The 22,527-nt window shown below is 60.6% G+C and carries 19 protein-coding genes and 3 tRNA genes; 18 read left to right on the top strand and 4 right to left on the bottom strand.

Annotated elements, in window-relative coordinates:
• Window positions 1-123 precede the first annotated feature (123 nt).
• Window positions 124-921, bottom strand: a complete 798-nt coding sequence (locus ACUXV1_RS22420; RefSeq protein ID WP_194427838.1) for an SPOR domain-containing protein — start codon at window positions 919-921, stop codon at window positions 124-126.
• A gap of 136 nt (window positions 922-1,057) precedes the next feature.
• On the opposite strand from ACUXV1_RS22420, the gene ndk reads away from it, so the two are divergent.
• From ndk to ACUXV1_RS22335, 17 genes are all read left to right on the top strand, one after another.
• The gene (gene ndk / locus ACUXV1_RS22415) at window positions 1,058-1,483 is read left to right on the top strand and encodes a nucleoside-diphosphate kinase (RefSeq protein ID WP_043594449.1); all 426 of its coding nucleotides are present in this window, start codon (window positions 1,058-1,060) and stop codon (window positions 1,481-1,483) included.
• Window positions 1,484-1,581: 98 nt separating this feature from the next.
• Window positions 1,582-2,676 carry a 23S rRNA (adenine(2503)-C(2))-methyltransferase RlmN gene (rlmN, locus tag ACUXV1_RS22410; protein ID WP_019104100.1) on the top strand — a complete coding sequence of 365 codons (1,095 nt, stop codon included), beginning with the start codon at window positions 1,582-1,584 and terminating at the stop codon, window positions 2,674-2,676.
• A 35-nt stretch (window positions 2,677-2,711) separates the two neighbouring features.
• Complete coding sequence (gene pilW / locus ACUXV1_RS22405; RefSeq protein WP_043640551.1) at window positions 2,712-3,416, top strand: type IV pilus biogenesis/stability protein PilW; 705 nt, start codon at window positions 2,712-2,714, stop codon at window positions 3,414-3,416.
• Window positions 3,417-3,418: 2 nt separating this feature from the next.
• Window positions 3,419-4,360 (top strand): RodZ domain-containing protein, encoded by a 942-nt coding sequence (locus ACUXV1_RS22400; RefSeq protein WP_203389338.1) that lies wholly within the window; start codon window positions 3,419-3,421, stop codon window positions 4,358-4,360.
• A 13-nt stretch (window positions 4,361-4,373) separates the two neighbouring features.
• Entirely contained in the window at window positions 4,374-5,657 is a 1,284-nt protein-coding gene (gene ispG / locus ACUXV1_RS22395; RefSeq protein ID WP_043640484.1) for a flavodoxin-dependent (E)-4-hydroxy-3-methylbut-2-enyl-diphosphate synthase, read from the top strand.
• Between the two features lie 56 nt (window positions 5,658-5,713).
• Window positions 5,714-6,985 carry a histidine--tRNA ligase gene (gene hisS / locus ACUXV1_RS22390; protein WP_043640481.1) on the top strand — a complete coding sequence of 424 codons (1,272 nt, stop codon included), beginning with the start codon at window positions 5,714-5,716 and terminating at the stop codon, window positions 6,983-6,985.
• A gap of 14 nt (window positions 6,986-6,999) precedes the next feature.
• Entirely contained in the window at window positions 7,000-7,629 is a 630-nt protein-coding gene (locus tag ACUXV1_RS22385) for a YfgM family protein (protein WP_019104352.1), read from the top strand.
• 4 nt (window positions 7,630-7,633) lie between these two features.
• A complete protein-coding gene (gene bamB, locus ACUXV1_RS22380) occupies window positions 7,634-8,773 on the top strand; it encodes an outer membrane protein assembly factor BamB (protein WP_446016655.1) in 1,140 nt (379 codons plus the stop codon).
• 13 nt (window positions 8,774-8,786) lie between these two features.
• Window positions 8,787-10,214 (top strand): ribosome biogenesis GTPase Der, encoded by a 1,428-nt coding sequence (gene der, locus ACUXV1_RS22375; protein ID WP_019104354.1) that lies wholly within the window; start codon window positions 8,787-8,789, stop codon window positions 10,212-10,214.
• Between the two features lie 89 nt (window positions 10,215-10,303).
• Window positions 10,304-10,561 (top strand): RNA chaperone Hfq, encoded by a 258-nt coding sequence (gene hfq, locus ACUXV1_RS22370; protein WP_039756760.1) that lies wholly within the window; start codon window positions 10,304-10,306, stop codon window positions 10,559-10,561.
• 97 nt (window positions 10,562-10,658) lie between these two features.
• Window positions 10,659-11,789 (top strand): ribosome rescue GTPase HflX, encoded by a 1,131-nt coding sequence (gene hflX, locus ACUXV1_RS22365; RefSeq protein WP_043640549.1) that lies wholly within the window; start codon window positions 10,659-10,661, stop codon window positions 11,787-11,789.
• Window positions 11,776-12,990, top strand: coding sequence for an FtsH protease activity modulator HflK (gene hflK, locus ACUXV1_RS22360; RefSeq protein ID WP_052370755.1), 1,215 nt, complete (start codon window positions 11,776-11,778; stop codon window positions 12,988-12,990). The genes hflX and hflK overlap by 14 nt, the downstream gene beginning before the upstream one ends.
• Before the next feature lie 3 nt (window positions 12,991-12,993).
• Entirely contained in the window at window positions 12,994-13,875 is an 882-nt protein-coding gene (hflC, locus tag ACUXV1_RS22355; protein ID WP_039756762.1) for a protease modulator HflC, read from the top strand.
• Window positions 13,876-14,001: 126 nt separating this feature from the next.
• On the top strand, window positions 14,002-15,153 hold the full coding sequence (locus ACUXV1_RS22350; protein ID WP_043594438.1) for an ATP phosphoribosyltransferase regulatory subunit: 1,152 nt from the start codon (window positions 14,002-14,004) through the stop codon (window positions 15,151-15,153).
• 34 nt (window positions 15,154-15,187) lie between these two features.
• A complete protein-coding gene (locus tag ACUXV1_RS22345) occupies window positions 15,188-16,483 on the top strand; it encodes an adenylosuccinate synthase (protein WP_019104360.1) in 1,296 nt (431 codons plus the stop codon).
• A gap of 102 nt (window positions 16,484-16,585) precedes the next feature.
• The gene (locus ACUXV1_RS22340; protein ID WP_446016654.1) at window positions 16,586-17,635 is read left to right on the top strand and encodes an oxidoreductase; all 1,050 of its coding nucleotides are present in this window, start codon (window positions 16,586-16,588) and stop codon (window positions 17,633-17,635) included.
• A gap of 112 nt (window positions 17,636-17,747) precedes the next feature.
• Window positions 17,748-19,139 (top strand): MFS transporter, encoded by a 1,392-nt coding sequence (locus tag ACUXV1_RS22335; protein ID WP_446016652.1) that lies wholly within the window; start codon window positions 17,748-17,750, stop codon window positions 19,137-19,139.
• A gap of 48 nt (window positions 19,140-19,187) precedes the next feature.
• On the opposite strand, the gene ACUXV1_RS22330 is transcribed toward ACUXV1_RS22335, so the two are convergent.
• The 3 genes from ACUXV1_RS22330 to ACUXV1_RS22320 all read right to left on the bottom strand — a co-directional run bounded on the left by ACUXV1_RS22330 (window position 19,188) and on the right by ACUXV1_RS22320 (window position 19,567).
• Window positions 19,188-19,274: transfer RNA gene (locus ACUXV1_RS22330), tRNA-Leu, on the bottom strand.
• A 64-nt stretch (window positions 19,275-19,338) separates the two neighbouring features.
• Window positions 19,339-19,425, bottom strand: a tRNA-Leu gene (locus ACUXV1_RS22325).
• A 55-nt stretch (window positions 19,426-19,480) separates the two neighbouring features.
• Window positions 19,481-19,567 (bottom strand) — tRNA-Leu (locus tag ACUXV1_RS22320).
• Between the two features lie 73 nt (window positions 19,568-19,640).
• On the opposite strand from ACUXV1_RS22320, the gene rnr reads away from it, so the two are divergent.
• A complete protein-coding gene (rnr, locus tag ACUXV1_RS22315; protein ID WP_446016651.1) occupies window positions 19,641-22,439 on the top strand; it encodes a ribonuclease R in 2,799 nt (932 codons plus the stop codon).
• Window positions 22,440-22,527 lie beyond the last annotated feature (88 nt).

Genomic DNA, 22,527 nt, shown 5'->3' with positions numbered 1-22,527 from the left:
CGCGAGAGAATGCGAGACAAAGCGACAACCGCTGAGAAAGCGGAGCCTATACATTGTCAATGAGCATTCCGGAGTTGTGCTCCCCGTGCGGCGCACGATGCGCGGCAGATCGTAAACAGGCTCTTATTGTCCGGCGGGAGCCAACAGCGGCGCATAACCCAGGCCGCGCAACTTCTCCATGGTTTCGTCTGCTTCGGCGCGGCTCTTGAACGGGCCGACCTGCACGCGGGTGACGGTATGGGCTGGGATGCCGTGCTGTTTCAGCTCCTTCACCAGTTTTTCGGCGTTGCCGATGCTGGAGAACAGGCCCAGCTGGACTTGATAGCCGATAGAGCTGCCTGCCGGCTTGGCTTTGACAGCGGCCTCCCTGGCTGGAGCAACAGGCTTGTCCGTCGCGATGGCGGCGGCGGGCGGGGGGGCTTTGACGGGTTCGGCCGGCGAGGCTTTGGCGGCTGCCGTCTGCGGCGGAGCCGCTGCCGGGCTAGGGGCGGGAGGCGCTTTCGCCGCCGCGCGCTCATGGGCCGGCGCTGGGGCCGCAGCGTGGACGGGCGGGCGGCTGTTGACCACGGCAGGGGTCTTGTCCAGATCGGGGCTGGCTGGGCTGGCGGCGCTGGGCGCTTGCGGCGCGCCGGCGGCTTCCGTCGCGGGGGCGCTGCTTTCCGCTGCCGGCGCGCTGGCTGGAGCGGGCGCCGGCGCCGCTTCCGCCGGGGCGGAGGCGGGCTTGATGATTTTGCCGGAGCTGGGGCTCTGACTGCTGGCGGTCATTTCCACCTTGGGTTTATTGAGGCTGTCGGTCAGCGGAATGGCGGCCAGCGCCACGGCGACCAGGCCGCCGGCGATCATCAACCGCTTTTTCAGCTTGCTGTTGAGGTCGGCCTCGCCGCCGGTCTTATCGGGGTCTTGTTGATTTTGTTCGCGCATGGTCCGTGAGACTGAGAAATGTGCAGCACATGGTTGAAAACACTGCTAAAATATCGGGTTCGTCAAAATTGGGTAACCCGAGTGGCTGCATAATACTCAAGTTTAGCCACTTGTCTTGATGTTTGGGAGAATTTATATGGCAATTGAACGCACCTTGTCCATCGTTAAGCCGGACGCCGTTGGTAAAAACGTCATCGGCAAAATCTACGATCGTTTCGAATCCGCCGGCCTGAAAATCGTGGCCGCCAAGATGAAGCAACTGTCCCGCGCCGAAGCCGAAGGCTTCTACGCCGTGCACAAAGACCGTCCGTTCTTCAAGGATCTGGTTGATTTCATGGTGTCCGGCCCGGTGATGATCCAGGCGCTGCAAGGCGAAAACGCCGTGCTGAAAAACCGCGAACTGATGGGCGCGACCGATCCGAAGAAGGCTGAAGCCGGCACCATCCGCGCCGATTTCGCCGACTCCATCGACGCCAACGCCGTTCATGGTTCCGACAGCGTGGAAAACGCCGCGATCGAAGTGGCTTATTTCTTTGCTGCATCCGAGATCAGCGCCCGCTAATCTCATAGTACTCCGTTGTTTGCGGAGCCTGTCGTCATGGACGGGCTCCGTCGAAAAGGCGGTCGTCCACACCGCCTTTGCTTTATCCCGAGGAATGCATGAAAACCAACCTGCTCGACTTCAATCTGGACCAGCTGACCCGGCATTTCGCCGAAATGGGCGAGAAGCCGTTTCGCGCCAAGCAAGTGATGCGCTGGATGCACCAGATGGCGGAAGCCGACTTCGACGCGATGACAGACCTGGCCAAAAGCTTGCGCGCCAAGCTGCATGAACGCGCCGAAGTAAAGGTTCCCTCGCTGATGACCGGGCAGGCGTCCAGTGATGGCACCCGCAAGTGGCTGCTCGACGTCGGTACCGGCAACGGCGTCGAAACCGTCTTCATCCCCGAGGATGAACGCGGCACCTTGTGCGTGTCATCCCAAGTGGGCTGCGCGCTGGAGTGCACTTTTTGCTCCACCGGCCGCCAGGGCTTCAATCGCAATCTGTCCACCGCCGAGATCATCGGCCAGCTGTGGTGGGCCAATAAGGCGATGGGCGTGACGCCCAAGAACGAGCGAGTCGTGTCCAATGTGGTGATGATGGGCATGGGCGAGCCGCTGGCCAATTTCGACAATGTGGTCAGCGCGATGCAGATCATGCTGGACGATCATGGCTACGGCCTGTCCCGCAGGCGAGTGACCTTGTCCACTTCCGGCCTGGTGCCGCAGATGGACCGGTTGCGCGAAGAGTGCCCCGTGGCGCTGGCGGTGTCGCTGCACGCGCCCAACGACGCCATTCGCGACGTGATTGTGCCTATAAACAAGAAATACCCGTTGGCGCAGTTGATGGCGGCCTGTCAGCGCTATCTGGAAAAGGCGCCGCGCGACTTCATCACTTTCGAGTACGTGATGCTTGACGGTGTCAACGATAGACCGGAACATGCTCGCCAACTGCTGGAACTGGTGCGGGACGTGCCGTGCAAGTTCAATCTGATACCGTTCAATCCGTTCCCGAACTCGGGTTATGAGCGTTCCAGCAACAATGCGATTCGCGCGTTCCGTGAAATTCTGCAGGAACGCGGTTACGTGGTGACGGTGCGGAAAACGCGCGGCGACGACATCGACGCCGCCTGTGGCCAACTGGCAGGCCAAGTGATGGACAAAACCCGCCGTCAAGCCAAATGGATGCAGCTCGTAGAGGACAATAAGCAATGACGATACGGCAAATGGGGTTGATGGCCTGTTTATGGATGGCTGTGAGTTCAACCGCATTTGCCGCCGATGCCGAGGTGTCGCGCGAGTTGGCGACGATACGCAGCCAGCTGGCGATTGAATACGCCAAGATCGGCAATTACAAAGTGGCGCTCGAAACGGCGGATCAGGCCGTCGCCGCGGACCCGGCCTATGTCCCGGCCTATGTGTCCCGAGCTTATGTTTTGACCCAGTTGCGCGAGGACGGGCCCGCCGAAGCCAATTACCGCAAGGCCCTGCAACTGGATCCAAGCAACCCCGAGGCCAACAATAATTACGGTTTGTTTTTGTGCGATCGAAACCGGCTGCAGGATTCTTTGTCCTATTTTCAGAAAGCGCTGGCCAACCCGCTGTATGATTCGCCTCAGACGGCTTATTTGAACCTGGGGCATTGCAGTGCCAAGGCCGGCAATCAAGAGCAGGCCAACGATTACTTGCTGGCGGCGCTGCGCGCCGCGCCCAATTTCGCACCCGCGCTGCGGGAATTAGCACAGTTGCATCTTGGGCTGGGTAATGCCAAATTGGCTGCTTTCTATTTCGAACGGATAGGCAAGAGCGCGGCGCTGCAAGCCGACGACCTGTGGCTTGGCGTGCAGATTGGGCGCAAGAGCGGCAACAGGACGTTGGAAAGCGAATGTTCCGCCGCGCTCAAGAACCGTTATCCGGATTCCAAAGAAACACAACTGCTGTTGAGTGGAAGCTGAGGATGGAGCAACAATTCGAACAACAGGGACAACCGACGGAATCCAGCGTCGGCGCCCGGCTGAAGGCCGCTCGCGAAGCGGCCGGCATGGGTTTGGGGGAAGTCGCGGATAGGCTGAAACTGTCGATGCGGCAGTTGGAAGCGATAGAGCGCGACGATTTCACGATCTTGCCGGGCGCGACCTTCGTGCGCGGCTTTGTGCGTAATTACGCCCGGTTTTTGCAGATTGATCCCGAACCGTTGATGCATGCGCTGGACAGGCAGTTTCCTTCCGCTGTCAACGACGTCGCCAATCTGGTGCGCGACGGCGCGCATGAGGCTCCGGGGCATGTCGGCGAGCCAGCGGCGTTGGAGGAGGGCGGCTCTTCCGGCAAGTGGATTGTAGGCCTGCTGGTGGTGGTGGCCCTGGGCGGCGGCGTCGCATGGCTGGCCAGCAACCACGGCGGCGACAGCCGGCCGGCTGCAGACGCTTCTTCCGCCATCGCGACTGAGCTGTCTTCAGCGCCGATGGGCGAAGCCTCCGCTCCCGCCGCATTCTCCGCGGAGACGCCGGCTTCGGCGCCGGCAGCCATCGTCGCGCCTTCTCCGGCTTCCGCGCCGCAGCCGGTCAAGGCGGCCAGCGTGGCCAGCGTGGCCAGCGCGCCGCTTCCGTCGGCGCCGCCGCTTGCCAAGCCGCAGGCCAGCGCCGCCGCGGCGGCGGCCGCCAGCGGCAAGCTGGTGTTGACGGTCAAGGAGGCTGAAGCCTGGGTGTCCGTGGTGGACGCCACGGGCAAGAAGCTGGTATTCCAGACCTTGCAGCCGGGCAGTACCCAGGAAGCGGTCGGCACGCCGCCGTTCAAGCTGGTGATCGGCAACGCCTCGCAAGTGGCAGTGAATTTCAATGGCCAAGCGGTGGACCTCTCGGACAAGATCCGCGGCACCACGGCAAAGCTGGAACTCAAGTAATTCAAGGTAGCGAATGGATAGCGTGAACATCGCGCGACGCCCCACCCTGCAGGCTCGGGTGGGGCATGTCATTGTAGGGTCGGATGCTCCGGTGGTGGTGCAGTCCATGACCAATACCGATACCGCCGACGCGGCGGCCACGGTGCGGCAAGTGCTGGAACTGGCGGAAGCCGGATCCGAGCTGGTGCGCATCACCGTCAACTCCCCGGAGGCGGCGGCCAAGGTGGCGGAAATCCGCCAGCGCCTGGACGACGCCGGCTGTGCCGTCCCCTTGGTTGGCGATTTTCATTTCAATGGCGATCGCCTGCTTAGGGAGTATCCCGACTGCGCGCAGGCCTTGGCCAAGTACCGGATCAATCCGGGCAATGTGGGCAAGGGTGCCAAGGGCGACGACAAGTTCGCCTTCATGATCCGCACCGCCATCGAGTACGGCAAGCCCGTGCGCATCGGCGTCAACTGGGGCAGCCTGGATCAGGCTTTGCTGGCCAGAATGATGGACGCCAACAACCGCGTCGCCCAGCCGCTGCCCCTGGAGCAACTGATGCGCGAAGCGTTGATCGTTTCCGCGCTGGAGTCCGCCGACAAAGCGATGGAACTGGGGTTGCCGGCCGAGCAAATCCTGCTGTCCTGCAAGGTCAGCAATGTTCAGGATCTGATCACCGTGTACCGCGATCTGGGCAGCCGCTGCAACTTCCCCTTGCACCTGGGGCTGACCGAGGCCGGCATGGGTTCCAAGGGTATCGTCGCATCCAGCGCGGCGCTGGCGATCTTGCTGCAGCAAGGCATCGGCGACACTATTCGCATCTCGCTGACGCCGCAGCCGGGCGAGGCGCGCACCAAGGAAGTGGTGGTGGCGCAAGAGTTGCTGCAAACCATGGGTCTGCGCAGCTTCACCCCGTTGGTGACCGCTTGTCCGGGTTGCGGCCGCACCACCAGTACCTTTTTCCAGGAGCTGGCGGACCAGATCCAGAATTATCTGCGCACCCAGATGCCGGTATGGCGTTTGCAGTACCCGGGCGTAGAGGACATGAAGGTGGCGGTGATGGGCTGCGTTGTCAACGGCCCGGGAGAGAGCAAGTTGGCCGATATCGGCATCTCGCTGCCCGGCACCGGCGAAGTGCCGGTGGCGCCGGTTTACGTCGACGGTCAAAAGGATGTTACCCTCAAGGGCGACAACATCGCCGCCGAGTTCACCGCCTTGGTTGATCGCTACGTGCAAAGCCGTTATGGCGAAGGCGGCGCCAAGCGCCGAGAGGGTGGCAGCCGCACCATTCCGATTCGTCCGGTAGGCGTTTGAGCGCGTTTGGCGCAATGACCGGGCATTGATTCAAGCGATATACAAGAAAACAAGCAATGGCTCAAAAATATCAAGCGGTCAAAGGCATGAATGACGTGCTGCCGGCCGAGTCCTACCAGTGGGAATTTTTTGAAGGCAAACTCCGCGAGCTGCTGGCCGACTACGGCTACCAGAATATCCGCACCCCCATCGTCGAAACCACGCCGCTGTTTGTTCGCGCCATCGGCGAAGTCACCGACGTGGTGGAGAAGGAGATGTACACCTTCATCGACAGCCTGAACGGCGACAGCCTGACGCTGCGTCCCGAAGGCACCGCGGGCACCCTGCGCGCGGTGGTCGAGCACAACCTTCTGTACAATGCCACCCAGAAGCTGTGGTACATGGGGCCGATGTTCCGTCATGAACGCCCGCAGAAAGGCCGTTATCGCCAGTTCCACCAGATGGGCGTGGAGGCGTTGGGCTTTGGCGGTCCGGACATTGACGCCGAAATCATCGCGATGACTGCCGATTTGTGGCGTCGCCTGGGCCTGTCCCAGTATGTGCGTCTGGAAATCAATTCGCTGGGCAACCAGGAGGAACGCGCCGCGCATCGTCAGGCGCTGATCGCCTATCTGGAAAAGCACGTGGATATTCTGGACGAAGACGGCAAGCGTCGCATGTACAGCAACCCCCTGCGCGTGCTTGACACCAAAAACCCGGCCTTGCAGCAGATGGCCAACGAGGCTCCCAAGCTGTCCGACTATCTGGGCGAGGCGTCCCGCGCGCATTACGAAGGCTGGAAGGCGATGATCCGCGAGCTGGGCGTCGACTTCGTGGAAAACCCGCGACTGGTGCGTGGGCTGGATTACTACAACCAGTCGGTGTTTGAGTGGGTGACCAGCGAGCTTGGCGCGCAAGGCACGATTTGCGCCGGCGGCCGCTATGACGGCCTGATCGAACAACTGGGCGGCAAGCCCGCGGCCGGCATTGGTTTCGGCATGGGCTTGGAGCGCGTGGTGCTGTTGCTGCAGGACAAGCAACTGCTGCCGGCGCAACGCAGCGTCGACATTTATCTGGTGAACCAAGGCGAAGGCGCGGCGCTGTATGCGATGAAGCTGGCGCAAAGCCTTCGCGCAGCCGGCCTTTCGGTGGTGCAGCACTTGGGCGAAGGCAGTTTCAAGTCGCAAATGAAAAAAGCCGACGGCAGCGGCGCGCAGTTCGCCGTCATCGTCGGCGAAAATGAAATCAAGACGGGTCAGGCGGTGATCAAGGCGCTGCGCGCCGAGATGGACCAACAAACTGTGGCGGCGGAAGCGGTGGCCGCCACGCTGATCTCACTGAAAGCTTAAGGGAGAGGGGCGCAATGGCGTTCGACTTGCAGGAACAAGAACAGATTGATTCGATCAAGGCCTTCTGGCAGCAGTGGGGCAAGCTGATCGCCGGCGTGCTGGCGGCGTCCGCCATTGCCTATCTGGGTTTCAAAGGCTACCGCTATCATCAGGAGCAGCAGGCGCAAAAAGCGGCGGCCGCGTACGAGAACATCGACGCGGCGGTAGCCGCCAAGGACATCGCCAAGTTGAAGTCGGCGGTAACCCTGTTGCAGAACGACTTCGGCTCCTCGGCCTATGCCACGCGGGGCTCGCTGATTCTGGCCAAGGCCGCTTTCGACAAGAGCGACCTTGCGTTGGCCAAGAGTCAGTTGGAGTGGGTGCTGGCCAATAGCAAGGACGAATCGGTAAGCGCCATCGCCCGCCTGCGCCTGGCTTCCTTGCTGCTGGATCTGAAAACTTACGACGCCGCGATCGCCGAACTGAACAAGGAACACCCCGCCGGTTTCGACGCGTTGTTCCTGGATTTGAAGGGCGATGTGCTGGTCGCCAAGGGCGACGCCGCAGCCGCGCGCGACGCCTACAAATCGGCGCTGGCCAAGTTGGTGGGCGATTCGCCCAACCGCCAGTTCATCCAGACCAAACTTGATGCGCTGGGAGGCTGATCGCATGCGCCGCCAATTGTTGCTGACCGCTGTGCTGTCCTCCTCGCTGCTGGCCGGTTGCGCCAGCTGGTTTGAAGGCAATACCCAGTTCAAGCCCACTCCGCTTGCCGCGATCAAACCCTTGCAGGGTTTGGACGTTAAATGGACAGCGACTCAGGCCGCGCCGGCTGCCGGCTTCCTGCCGGTATACGCCAACGGCCTGGTGGTGAGCGCCGACGCCGATGGCCGCGTGCGCAGCATCGACGCCCTTAGCGGCCGCGTTAGCGCGGACGTGGACCTGAAGCGCAAGCTGAGCGCAGGTGTCGCCGTGGCTGGCGATATGGTGCTGGTGGGCACTCAGGACGCCAAGTTGTTGGCGGTGGAGCGCGCCAGCGGCAAAGTGCTGTGGCAACAGCCGCTGACCAGCTTGATGCTGGAGGCTCCGCAGGTGGCCGGAGACATAGTGCTGGTGCGCACCAACGACGCACGCCTGACCGGGTTCTCCCTGAGCGACGGCGGCAAGCAGCTGTGGTCCAGCGGCAATGTGCTGCCGCAGCTGACCGTGCGCAACAACGGCTCGATGCAGGCGGTGGGCAAGGAAGCGGTGATGGTGGGGCAAGCCGGCGGCCGCCTGGACATCATCAATCCGCAGACCGGCAACGCCTTGTGGCAGGGCGCGGTGGCCAATCCGCGCGGCGCCACCGAACTGGAACGGATGACCGACGTGACTTCGCGGCCGGTGTTCGACGCCGGCCAGGTGTGCGCGGTGGCCTATCAGGGACGAGTGGCCTGCTTCGAGGCGCGTTCCGGCAATTTGCTGTGGGCGCGTGAAATTTCCTCCAGCCGCGGCCTGGCCGTGGATGGACGCAATGTCTACGTGACCGCGGAAGACGGCTCTGTCTGGGCGTTTGACCGCGGCACCGGCCGCAATATTTGGAAAACCGACGACCTGAAATATCGGGACGTCACCGGCCCCGCGCTGTTGGGCCGCTTCGTGTTGGTTGGCGATGGCGAAGGTTACGCCCATCTGCTATCCAATGAGAGCGGCAGCATCGTAGGCCGAGTCAAGGTCGGGTCCGCCCTGGCCAATCAACCGGTGTCGCTGGGTTCGTCCGCCTTGATGCAAGGCAAGGACGGGCGTCTGGCGATGCTGACTTTGGGATAATAAAGCAGTATTCATGAAACCTACCGTAGCTCTGGTCGGCCGCCCCAATGTGGGCAAGTCGACCTTATTCAACCGGCTGACCCGCAGCCGCGACGCCCTGGTCGCCGACCAGCCCGGCCTGACGCGCGATCGCCACTATGGCCATGGCCGCGTGGGCGAGAAGCCGTATCTGGTGGTCGATACCGGCGGCTTCGAGCCGGTGGTGGACGAAGGCATCTTGTTTGAGATGGCCAAGCAGACGCTGCAGGCCGTGGACGAAGCCGATGCCGTGGTGTTCCTGGTGGATGGTCGAAACGGCCTGACGCCGCAAGATAAAATCATCGCCAACCGTTTGCGCCAGTTGCAGCGCCCGGTTTTCCTCGCCGTCAACAAGGCGGAAGGGATGCGCCACGCCATCGCCGGCGCGGAATTCCACGAGCTCGCGCTGGGCGAGCCGCTGGTGATCTCCGCCGCTCATGGCGACGGCGTGCGCGAATTGATGGAATTGGTGCTGGCGGACTTCCCCGAAGAAGTGGAAGAAGAAGCCTCGCGCCATCCCAAATTCGCGGTGATCGGCCGGCCCAATGTCGGCAAGTCCACCCTGGTCAACGCCATCTTGGGCGAAGAGCGCGTCATCGCCTTTGACCAGGCGGGCACCACTCGCGACAGCATATATATTGATTTTGAGCGAGATGGCCATACCTACACCATCATTGACACCGCCGGAGTGCGTCGTCGGGCCAAGGTCAGCGAGATGTTGGAGAAGTTCTCGGTGATCAAGACCATGAAGGCGATCGAAGACGCCAACGTGGCGGTGCTGGTGCTGGATGCCCAACTGGATATCTCCGAGCAGGATGCCACCATCGCCGGTTTTGCGTTGGAAGCGGGCCGGGCACTGGTGGTGGCGGTGAACAAATGGGACAACCTGGACGGGGAGCAAAAGGAAACAGTGCGCCGCGAGATCGCGCGCAAACTGAACTTCCTGGATTTTGCAAAGTTCCATTACATCTCCGCCATTGAAGGCCGCGGCGTGGCAGACTTGTTCAAGTCCATCGACGAGGCCTACAAGGCGGCCATGGCCAAACTGGCCACGCCCAAGCTGACCCGAGTGCTGCAAGTGGCGCTGGAACGTCAGCAGCCTCCGCGCTCAGGCCTGATTCGCCCGAAGATGCGCTATGCGCACCAGGGGGGGCAGAATCCGCCCATTATTGTTGTGCACGGCAATGCGCTGGATGCGGTGCCGAACAGTTATACCCGCTATCTGGAACATACTTTCCGGAAAGTGTTCAAGCTGCAGGGCACGCCGTTGCGCGTGCAGTACAAGTCTTCGGAAAATCCGTTCGACACCGACGACGGCAAGGAGAAGTCCCGAGCCAAGCCCAAGCCGATGTCCAAAATGCGCGGACGCGAAAAAGAAGTGCGTTACGGCAAGAACGGCAAGGGCAGCAGCAGTAAAAAATAGTACGCCGGGATGTTTTCTGCTAATAATAAGCAGACAACCGGGCTGTAAGGTTCAGTTAATACAACAATCAACGATTCGGAGAATAACGAATGAGCTCTAAAGGGCAAATGTTACAAGACCCGTTCCTGAACATCCTGCGTAAGGAACATGTGCCGGTGTCCATCTACCTGGTGAACGGCATTAAACTTCAGGGTCAGGTAGAATCCTTTGACCAGTACGTGGTGCTGTTGAAAAACACGGTGACCCAGATGGTGTACAAACACGCCATTTCCACCGTCGTGCCCGCCCGTCCGGTCAATCTTCCCCATGAACACCCGGTGCAAAAGCAGGAGCAGCAAGACGCCTAAAGCGTTGCTGTGCTTGTAACCGGGCCGATCGGCCGCGCCAATCAGGCGCGGCTTGTCGGCCTTTTATCTTTTGCGCCCCAACTATGGTTTCCGAATAGTGTTTGATCGTCCCGACTTAGGCGACCAGGCGGTTCTGGTCTGCCTGGATTTTGGAGATGCCGATTACCAGGAAAACATCGCCGAGTGCGCCGAGCTGGTCAAGAGCGCCGGCGTCGAGGTGATGGGCGTGGTGCAGGGCAAGCGGCAGCGCCCGGACGCCGCGTTGTTCGCGGGCAAGGGCAAGGTTGAGGAAATCGGCCTGCTGGTGCGCGCCACTGATGCCAATGTAGTGATATTCAACCATGCCTTGGCGCCTGGTCAGGAGCGCAATCTGGAGCGGGCGCTGCAGTGTCGCGTCATCGACCGCAACAGTCTGATTCTGGATATTTTCGCGCAGCGCGCGCGCAGCCATGAGGGCAAGCTGCAAGTCGAATTGGCCCAGCTGTCCCATATGTCTACCCGCCTGGTGCGCGGCTGGACCCACTTGGAGCGGCAAAAGGGCGGCATCGGCCTGCGCGGCCCCGGCGAAACCCAGCTTGAAACCGACCGTCGGCTGCTGGGCATCCGCGTCAAGGCGCTGAAAGAGCGTCTGGCACAAGTGCAAAAACAACGCAATACTCAGCGCAAAGGACGTGGACGAGCCGGCATTGCTTCGGTGTCCATCGTCGGCTACACCAACGCCGGCAAGTCTACTTTGTTCAATGCGCTGACCAAGGCGCGCATCTATGCCGCGGACCAGCTGTTCGCTACGCTGGACACCACCAGCCGCAAGCTGTTTCTTAACCACGAGACATCCATCGTGATTTCCGATACGGTGGGCTTTATCCGCGATCTGCCCCACACTCTGGTGGCCGCGTTCCGCGCGACCCTGGAAGAAACCGTGCGTGCGGACCTCTTGTTGCATGTGGTGGATTGTTCCAGCGATATGCGCGATGTGCAGATCGAGGAAGTCAACAAAGTGTTGACGGAGATCGGCGCGGACGGCATTCCGCAATTGCTGGTCTGGAACAAGTGCGATCTGCGCGAAATGGAGCCGGAGATTGAGCGCGACGCGACGGGCCGTCCGGTTTCTGTGCGGGTTTCGGCCCTGACCGGCGCCGGCCTGGAACTCTTGCGCGCGGCGGTTGCCGAATGCGTGCATCCTTCCCAAAACAACCATAAAGACTATTACGAGCATGTCGCAGAATGACCCTAACCGAGGCCGCCGAGGCAATGAAGGGCCGCCGGACCTCGATGAAGTATTCCGCAACCTAAATCAGAAGCTGTCGAGGCTGCTGGGCGCCAAGGGCAGCGGCGCCGGCGGAGGCCCGGCGTCCAGCGCCAAGCCGCCGTTCAAAGGCGGCGCTGTCGCCGTGGTCGGTGTATTGGCCGCGCTGTGGCTGGCCAGCGGTTTCTACGTGGTGGACGCGCGCGAGCAAGGCGTGGTGCTGCGTCTGGGCAGCTTCAACCGGGTAACAGAGCCGGGGCTGCAATGGCACGCGCCGTTCCCGATTGAAAAGGTGGAGATCGTTAACCTGACCGAAGTGCGCAGTGTGGAAGTCGGCTACCGCAATACCGCCCAAACGCGGGTTGCGGAAGAGTCGCTGATGCTGACCTCGGACCAGAACATCATCGATGTCCAACTGTCGGTGCAATACGACATCAAGGACGCGCGCGCCTTCCTGTTCAACAACGCCTCGCGCGAGCGCGACGCGAAGGACATCGTCAAGCAAGCGACCGAAACCGCGATCCGTGAAGTGGTGGGACGCAACAAGGTCGATTTCGTGCTGAACGAAGGGCGAACCCAGATCGCGGTGGAAACTCAGAAGTTGATCCAGGAGGTGCTGGATCGCTACTCTCTGGGCGTGCGCATCGCCAAAGTCAACATCAATGCGGTGCAGCCTCCCGAGCAAGTGTTGGCGGCCTTCGACGACGCGGTGAAGGCGGGTCAGGACAAGGACAAGCTGCGCAACGAAGGCTTGGCTTACGCCAACGAGGTGCTGCCCAAGGCCCAGGGCCTGGCCGCGCGTCTGCAGCAGGAGGCCGAGGCCTACGAGCAGAAAGTCGTCTCCCGCGCGGAAGGCGACGCATCGCGCTTCAAGCAAGTGTTGTCTGAATACAACAAGGCGCCCAAAGTCATGCGCGATCGCCTGTATCTGGACATGATGCAGCAGATCATGAGCAGCACCACCAAGGTGGTGGTGGATCAGAAGGGCGGCAATAATCTGTTGTACTTGCCCTTGGACAAACTGATTCAGCAAAGCAGTCCGGGAGCCTCCGGCGCCGCGGCCCCCGCCGCCGGCACGGCGCCACAGCCGCCGGAGCCTACGCCGCCGGCCGCTCAGGCCGGCAGTGGCAAAGGGGGGCGGGACGTGACCCGCGGTCGTGATTTTTTTGGGGCGGAGCGATAAGCAATGGATAGACTGATTCCGACTGTAGTTGCCATAGCCGGTGTGCTATTTGTTGCCAGCCTGTCGCTGTTCACCGTGGATCAGCGCCAGTACGCGTTGGTTTTCCAGTTTGGCGAAGTGGTGCGCATCATCAAGGAGCCGGGCATCCAGTTCAAGGTGCCGCTGTTGCAGAACGTGCGTTATTTCGATCGCCGCGTGCAGACCATCGACGCCGAGGCGCCGGAATTGTTCAATACCCGCGAGAAAAAGAACGTGTTGGTGGACAGTTTCGTCAAATGGCGCGTGGTGGACGTTGAGCAGTTCTATAAGAGCGTGGGCTCCGAGGCGGCCGCTGTGGCGCGTTTGAAACAGACCATCAATGACGGGCTGCGCGCGGAATTCGGCCAAAAAATGGTTGCCGACGTCATTTCCGGCAAGCGCGACCAGGTGATGGATACGGTTCGCAAGCGCGCTGACGCGGATGCGCGTAAAATAGGCGTACAAATTCTCGACGTGCGCTTAAAACGAGTCGATTTTCCGGATAAAATAAGCAGTTCGGTTTTCGATCGCATGCAGTCCGAGCGCCGCACCGTAGCCAGCCAGTTGCGCAGCGAGGGCGCCGCGGACGCAGAGCGTATCCGGGCTGAAGCGGATAAGCAGCGCGAAGTGGTTCTGGCCGAAGCGTATCGCCAGGCTCAGGACTTGAAGGGCAAGGGCGATGCCAAGGCGGCGGCGATCTACGCCGAGGCTTACGGCAGGAACCCGGACTTCTACGCCTTCTGGCGCAGCATGGACGCCTACAAGGAGTCGTTCAAGAACAAGAGCGACGTCTTGGTGCTGGAGCCGAGCAGCGAGTTCTTCAAGTATTTCAAGAACCCGCAGTCTGGAGCGGCCAAGGCCAAGTAAACGGTCAAGGCTGGCGAAAGACGCCGCGCAAAACAATCGGAGTATGGAACACTGGCCGGGGCGACCTGGCCAGTTTGCTGATAACAAGGCGGGGGCTTCCCGCCTTTTATTCTGTTGAAAAGAATCATGCGTAATTGGCTGTTACCGGAATACATCGCGGATATTCTGCCCGCCACCGCGCGCCAGGTGGAGTCCGCCAAGGCGGCGATGCTGGAAGGCTTTCGCGTGGCGGGCTACGAGTTGGTGCTGCCGCCGCTGATCGAGTACATCGATTCACTGGTCAGCGAGGAAGACGCTTCGCTCGAGCTCAAAACCTTCAAGCTGGACGATCAGTTGTCCGGCCGGCAAATGGGCTTGCGCGCCGACATCACGCCCCAAGTGTCCCGCATTGATGCGCATCTGCTTGGCGAGCGCACCGGAGTGACTCGGCTGTGCTACGCCGGCAGCGTGGTGCATACCCGGCCGGACGGCCTGGCCAGCTCCCGCGAGCCGCTGCAAGTGGGGGCGGAGTTGTACGGCTACGCCGGCATCGAGGCTGACCTGGAAATCATCGAATTGATGCTGGGCACCTTGGAGCGCGCCGGCGTGTCCGGCCTGCGGCTGGACATCGGGCATATGGCGATTTATCGCGGCATTGCCGCCGCCGCCGGTTTGTCGGGGGAGACCAGCCGGGCGCTGTTCGCCAAGCTGCAGAGCAAGGACTTGGCCAGCATTCGCGAGTTGGTCTGCGATGTCGCCGAACCGTACCGCAGCGCTTTTCTGGCCTTGCCTGAGCTGTATGGTCCGATCGAAGAGCTGGACCGGGCGCGCTCCCGTTTACCGTCCTTGCCCGAGGTGGAACTTGGCTTGATGCAGCTGTCCGCGGTAGCCAAGGCGCTGGAGGGCCGGGTGGCCCTGAGTTTCGACCTGACCGAATTGCGCGGCACTCAGTATCACAACGGTCTGCTGTTCGCAGCCTATGCTGAGGGCTGGGCCGAGGAGCTGGCGCGCGGCGGGCGCTACGATAATGTCGGCCGCCGTTTTGGCCGCGCCCGACCCGCGACTGGCTTCAGTCTGGATTTGCGCGACTTGATCCGCATCCTGCCCGAGCAAGGCTCGGTCAGGGGGATTCGCCTGGCCGGCAAGCACTGGCCCCAGGCGCGGGCCGAAGTGGCTCGCCTGCGCGAGGCGGGCGAGATGGTGGTGATTGATTATCTGGGCGAGTCCGCCCAGGCTTTGAATTGTGATCGCGAGCTGACCCCGGACGGCTCGGATTGGCATGTGGTTTCATTTAACTGATTTTTGAATCTGACTGAAGAAGAGGTTTTTTCCAATGTCCAAGAACGTTGTCGTGATCGGTACCCAGTGGGGTGATGAAGGCAAGGGCAAGATCGTTGACTGGCTGACCGACCACGCGCGTGCCGTGGTTCGCTTCCAAGGCGGCCACAACGCGGGCCACACTCTGGTGGTGGGCGGCAAGAAAACTGTGCTGCGCCTGATTCCGTCCGGCATTCTGCGTGATGATGTCGAGTGCTTTATCGGCAATGGCGTGGTGTTGTCCCCGGAAGCCTTGCTCAAGGAGATCGACGAGCTGGAAACCGCCGGCGTTAACGTCGCCGCTCGCCTGAAAATTTCCGAAGGCTGCCCGCTGATCCTGCCGTACCACGTCGCTTTGGATCAGGCTCGCGAAGCCGCCAAGGGCGCCGGCAAGATCGGCACCACCGGCCGCGGCATCGGCCCCTGCTATGAAGACAAGGTGGCGCGCCGCGCCTTGAAGGTGATCGACCTGTTCGACACCGCCCGCTTTGCCGAGAAGTTGAAGGAAAACGTCGAATACTACAACTTCATGCTGACCAAGCTGTTCCAGGCTGAGCCGGTGAGCTTCGACGCCATCCTGGCCGACACCTTGAAACTGGCCGAGCGCATCAAGCCGATGGTGGCCGATGTATCCCGCACCCTGTACGACATGAACCAGGCGGATATCCCGCTGCTGTTCGAAGGCGCGCAAGGCACCCTGCTGGACATCGACCACGGCACCTATCCGTACGTGACCTCGTCCAACTGCGTGGCCGGCGCCGCAGCGCCGGGCGCCGGCGTGGCACCGCAAATGCTCAACTATGTGCTGGGCATCGTGAAGGGCTACACCACCCGCGTGGGTTCTGGTCCGTTCCCGACCGAGCAAGAGAACGATATCGGCATGTTCCTGGCCAAGCGCGGCAATGAATTCGGTTCGGTCACCGGCCGCCCGCGCCGCTGTGGCTGGTTCGACGCCGCCGCGCTCAAGCGTTCTATCCAGATCAACGGTGTGTCCGGCTTGTGCGTGACTAAGCTGGATGTGATGGATGGTCTGGAAGAGATCAAACTGTGCGTGGGTTACACCCTGGACGGTGAAAAGGTGGATATCCTGCCGTTTGGCTCCGACGCGGTCAGCAAGTGCGTGCCGGTATATGAAACCATGCCCGGCTGGAGCGAAAGCACCTTCGGCGCCAAGCGCTGGGAAGATCTGCCGGCCAACGCCCAGGCTTACCTGACCCGTATCGCCGAAGTGTGCGGCGCGCCGGTGGACATCATCTCCACTGGTCCTGACCGTGAAGAAACCATCGTGATGCGTCATCCCTTCGGTCTGTAAGTCCGATTTGGCTCATCGCCGGAAACCCGCCTGCCAGGCGGGTTTTTTCATGCTCGCGGCGGGCGTAGACTGTTTGGATTCTGGTTTCCGAAAGCAAAACACATGCAGCCATTGAATGTCGCCTTGGTGGGCTACGGTTATGCAGGCAAGACTTTTCACGCGCCCTTGATCTCCGCCACGCCCGAGCTGAAGCTGGCCGCCGTGGTCAGCAGCCGGCCGGACGAGGTGAGGGCGGATTGGCCGCAGGTGCCGGTGCTGGCCGGTTTAGAGCAGGCCTTGCTTGACCCCGCCATCGATATGCTTGTTATCGCCAGCCCCAACCGATTGCATTATCCGCAGGCGCGCTCGGGTTTGATGGCAGGTAAGCACGTGGTGGTGGACAAGCCGTTCACAGTGACGCAGGCGGAGGCGCGGGAGTTGTGCTTGATGGCTGAGCGGCCGGGCAGCCCGCTGTTATCGGTGTTTCACAATCGACGTTGGGATGCTGATTTTCTGGCGCTCAAGGCCTTGTTGGCTGGCGGTGAGCTGGGGGCGCTCAGCCATTTCGAGTCCCATTTCAACCGTTATCGGCCGCAGGTCCGCGCGCGTTGGCGTGAGCAGGACCAACCGGGAGCAGGGCTGTGGTACGACCTGGGACCGCACTTGCTCGATCAGGCCTTGCAGTTGCTGGGCTGGCCGCAGACGATTTATGCAAGCTTGTTCAAACAAAGGGCAGGGGCGCAGGCGACGGACTACTTTCACGTACAGCTGGGCTATGCGGAGTATCAGGCGGTGCTGCACGGTTCCTGCTTGGTCAGCGGCGGCGTTCCGCGCTTTAGTTTGCACGGCGCGCTCGCCAGTTACGTCAAGTTCGGCCTGGATAGCCAGGAAGACTATTTGAAGCGTGGCGGCCGCCCTGGCGAAGCGGGCTGGGGCGTGGACCTTGAGCCGGGCATCTTGTTCCATCTGCGGGACGACGGAGAAATACGGGAGCCCCGGCCATCGCCTTTGGGGGATTATCGCGATTTCTACTGTGAGGTGGCTCGCGCCGCGCAAGGCTTGGGGCCTAATCCGGTGACGGCGAGGGAAGCGTGGAGGGTGATAGCCTTGTTGGAACAAGGAGAGCGGAGCGCGCGGGAAGGGCGACGCCTGTTTTGCCTCCCGGTCGCTTGAGAGCGGCCCCGGCTTTCGCTTTACGTTTCGACATCATTTGCGCCGCCCTGTCTCCTTGTCCCAGCGGCAGCCGGTGCTACACTGGCGTTTCCTTTCCTGAAATTTTATCGTCATGCAGCTTAAGCTCGCCGCCGGCATGGTGACCCCGTTGATCGTGGCCACCGCCTTGTTCATGGAGAACATGGACGCCACAGTGATCTCCACCTCTTTGCCGGCTATCGCGCGCGACCTGTTGGTGGAGCCGATTGGTTTGAAGTTGGCGCTGACGTCTTATCTGGTCAGCTTGGCCGTGTTTATCCCCATTAGCGGCTGGATGGCGGACCGTTTTGGCTCGCGGCGTATTTTCCGCGCTGCCATCGCCGTTTTTGTATTGGGTTCGGTGTTGTGCGCGCTTGGCAATACATTGGGCGGCTTTGTGCTGGCGCGCTTTGTGCAAGGTATCGGCGGCGCAATGATGGTGCCGGTGGGGCGTTTGGTGATTTTGCGCACCACGGCGAAAGCGGATTTGGTGCGGGCGCTCAGTTATTTGACGGTTCCCGCTTTGCTGGGGCCGGTCATTGGGCCGCCCTTGGGCGGTTTCATCAGCACCTATCTGCATTGGCGCTGGATATTCTTGATCAATATTCCTATTGGCGTGCTGGGCTGGGTGCTTGCCAAGCGTCACATCGAAGACTTGAAGGACGAGCAAGTGCCGCCGCTGGACTGGTTGGGCTTTGCCTTGAGCGGAGTTGGTTTGTCCTTGTTGATGCTGGGTCTGGCTTCCGAAGGCAAGCATTTGATCTCGGTGCAATGGTCGGCGCTGCTAGCGGTGATTGGCGCCGGCTTGCTGTGGCTTTATCTGCTGCATTATCGTCGCGCGGCTCATCCCTTGCTGGACTTGTCCTTGTTGCGCTTGCCCACTTTTCATGCCGGCGTGGTGGGCGGCTTCGTGTTCCGAGTCGGCATTGGCGCCACGCCCTTCTTGTTACCGCTGATGTTACAACTGGGCCTGGGTCTCAATCCTTTTGTCTCCGGTTTGTTGACCTGTTCTACCGCGGTGGGCGCCATTTTCATGAAGACGCTGGTGATGCGCATACTGCGGCGTTACGGCTTCCGCAGGGTATTGATGGTTAATAGCATGCTGGCGGGCCTTTCCATCGCGGCGTACGCCATGTTCTACGAGGCGCCGAGTTATGTTTGGATGTTGCTGGTCTTCGTATTGGGAGGTTGTCTCCGCTCTTTGCAGTTCACCAGCCTGAACGCGATTTCTTTTGCCGAGGTTGAGTCGGGACGCATGAGCCATGCCACCAGTCTTTCAGGGGTGGCGCAGCAGTTGGCTGCGGGTTGCGGGGTGACGGCAGGGGCTTTTGTCGTGCAGGGAGTGAGCGGAATGCAGGGGCATGCAGTCTTGACCGTGGTCGATTTTGCCTGGGCTTTCGCCATTATGGGCGCCTTGACCATGTTGTCCAGCCTGATGTTTGCCACGCTGGATCCGCGAGCCGGGGAAGAGTTGGCCTCGCGCTGAGAAGAGAAATGCAAAAGCCCCGTTGATCATAGATCAACGGGGCTTTATTGGTGCCCAGGAGAAGACTCGAACTTCCACACCCTTGCGGGCGCTAGGACCTGAACCTAGTGCGTCTACCAATTCCGCCACCTGGGCATAAAACTTAAATTGTTTTACTGCTGGACTACGATATAAACATCATCGGAGTCATTTAAACTGTTGGTGCCCAAGAGAAGACTCGAACTTCCACACCCTTGCGGGCGCTAGGACCTGAACCTAGTGCGTCTACCAATTCCGCCACCTGGGCCAACCAAATTGTTACTATACAGAGCGAACATCACGATTACAATAGAGTAAATCAGTGGTGCCCAAGAGAAGACTCGAACTTCCACACCCTTGCGGGCGCTAGGACCTGAACCTAGTGCGTCTACCAATTCCGCCACCTGGGCTTCGCTTTGCTGTATTATTTCGCTGCATCTCTGCAACGAGATGCGAATTATAGACATATTCTTGAGGGTGTCAATGGCTAGAACACAAAAAAAACAAAAGACCCTGTCCCTCCGCGAACAGGACCCCTTCCTGGAACGGGAAAAACTTAAATATTCCAATCCCTTGCCGAGCCGAGAGTTCGTTTTAAAAATTTTGGCCGAGCAGGGGGTGCCGCTATTTCCTGATGAATTGGCGCGCATGTTGTCGATTACGCGAGCCGAATCTATTTATTTCGAACGCCGCTTGCGGGCAATGGAGCGAGACGGCGAAGTCATCATCAATCGCAAAGGCGCAGTCTGCGTCGCTCAAAAGCTGGACTTGATCAAGTGCAAAGTGTCCGGTCACCGCGATGGCTACGGTTTTGCCATCCCGGATGAAAGCGAAGGCCAGGGCGGAGATATTTTCCTGCCCGAGCGGGAAATGAAAAAAGCGATGCATGGCGATCGGGTGATGGTCCGCCCGTCGGGCCTTGATCGCCGAGGCCGGCAGGAAGGCAAGATCGTCGAGGTGTTGGATCATGTGGTGACGCGGCTGGTCGGCCGCATCAACCGCGTCCGGGGCGTGTGGGTGGTGGCGGCGGAAGACCGCCGCATCAACCACGACATTCTGATTGAGCCGGGCGGAGAGGCGGGCGCCAAGGATGGCCAGGTTGTCATGGTGGAAATCCTTCAATACCCGGATGCCTACCGTCAGCCTGTTGGCCAAGTAGTGGAAGTGCTGGGCAACTACGCCGACCCAGGCATGGAAATCGAAATTGCGCTGCGCAAGCACGATCTGCCTCATCAATTCCCTGAGGCAGCGCTGGCGCAAGCAAAGGCGACACCGAAAAAGGTGCGCAAGAAAGATTGGACCAAGGATCGAGTCGACCTGCGTGATCTGCCCTTGGTGACGATAGACGGCGAAACCGCGCGCGACTTTGATGATGCCGTATATGCCGAGAAGCAGGGCAAGGGCTTCCGTTTGATCGTGGCGATTGCCGACGTCAGCTTTTACGTAGAGCCCGGCGACGCTTTGGATCAGGAAGCGCTTAACCGCGGCACTTCGGTCTATTTTCCGCGCCGCGTCATTCCGATGCTGCCGGAAGCCCTGTCCAACGGGATCTGCTCGCTGAATCCGGATGTGGAGCGGATGTGTATGGTCTGCGATATGCAGATCAACGCCAAGGGCGTGGTCAAACGCTATCAGTTCTATCCGGCGGTGATGCTGTCCAAGGCGAGGTTGACCTACAACCAGGTTTGGGAGTGGATTCAGAAGGGAAGCGACAGCCCGGTGTTGCCGCAGATCCAGACCTTGTACTCGTTGTTCAAGGTGTTGCTTGCGGCGCGCAGTCAGCGCGGGGCGATCGAGTTCGACTCGGTGGAAACCCAGATGATCTTCAATGACGCGGGCAAGATCGAACGCATCGTGCCCGTTGTGCGCAACGACGCGCACCGCCTGATTGAAGAGTGCATGCTGGCGGCCAACGTTTGTGCCGCTGATTTCCTGGAGAAGAACGGGCACAAAGCCTTGTATCGGGTGCATGAAGGGCCGACTGAAGAGAAGCTGGAGAGTCTGCGCAACTATCTGCGCCTGGTCGGCTTGAGCTTGGGCGGCGGTGAAAAACCCACCGCTAAAGACTATGCCAAATTGGCTGAGCAGATTCATGGACGGCCCGACGCGCCGGTACTGCAGACCATGTTGCTGCGCTCCATGCAGCAAGCGGTTTATACCCCGGACAATAACGGGCACTTTGGTCTGGCTTACGAGGCCTACGCTCATTTCACTTCTCCGATTCGCCGCTACCCGGACCTGTTGGTGCATCGCTCGATCAAGGCTGTGCTTAAAGGCGGTAAATACAAGCCTGGCAAGTGGGCGCAACTGGGCGTGCATTGTTCAATGACCGAACGCCGGGCGGACGATGCCAGCCGTGATGTGGAGTCCTGGCTGAAAACCTACTATATGCGAGACAAGGTGGGTGAGATCTTCAAGGGCAAGATCTGTGCGGTGACCAGCTTTGGCGTATTCGTGTTGTTGGATGATGTGTATGTCGAGGGTTTGGTGCATATCTCGGAGTTGGGCAAGGACTACTTCCACTTCAAGAAGGACGTCCAGGCGATCGTCGGGGAGAAAAGCGGCATGCAATACCGCTTGGGCGATACTCTGACTGTGAAGGTGATGAGCGCTAACCTGGAAAGTGCCCAAGTCGACTTCGCTCTGGTCAAGGAGGGGGACCTGCAGGTTCCTAGGCCGGTTCCCGCACGTAGTGTTGGGGCGCGCCCAGCTGGTCCGCGTAGGGGCTCCGAGTCCAAGTCCGTGGAAGCGAAGCCCTCTGCATTGCCGGCTGCGCCCAAGGGACGAAGCCGGGGGACTGTCCAATCGCCGGCGCCGAAGCCAGTGGTGAATCAGCCCGTAGCAAGCAAGCCAGTAGCAAGCAAGCCAGTAGCAAGCAAGCCAGTAGCAAGCAAGCCAGTAGCAAGCAAGCCAGTAGCAAGCAAGCCAGTAGCAAGCAAGCCAGTAGCAAGCAAGCCAGTAGCAAGCAAGCCAGTAGCGAGCAAGCCAGTAGCGAGCAAGCCAGCAACGAGCTCCGCGGCCAAGCCTGTTGAAAATAAGCCCGTGTCGAACCTGACTGCTCCGAAAGTCGCAGGGGCAACGCCCGCGACAGCCAAACCCGTTGTTAAACGGTCCGTGGCATCCAAGTCGGTGTCTGCGGAGTCGATGCCGGCGGTTGAGGCTGCTGCGGATAAGTCTGGTGCTATTGAGCGCAAGCCTTCGGTTGAGGGGGCTTCGCCTGCGCCGCGCCAACGCAAGCCGTCAGTGCGTCGGAGCAGCAGTAAGCGCCGTAGCGAGGACTGATCTTTCGGAGGCGCTTCTATATAAATAGGAGTATCTAGGGTGTGACGGGCCGGCGTTTCGCCGGTCCGTTTTTCATGGATAGTCGGGA

Source organism: Chromobacterium sp. W521, from assembly GCF_052805975.1.
Note: the sequence above shows the minus strand (reverse complement) of the source record. Positions and strands in the feature narration are given on the sequence as shown.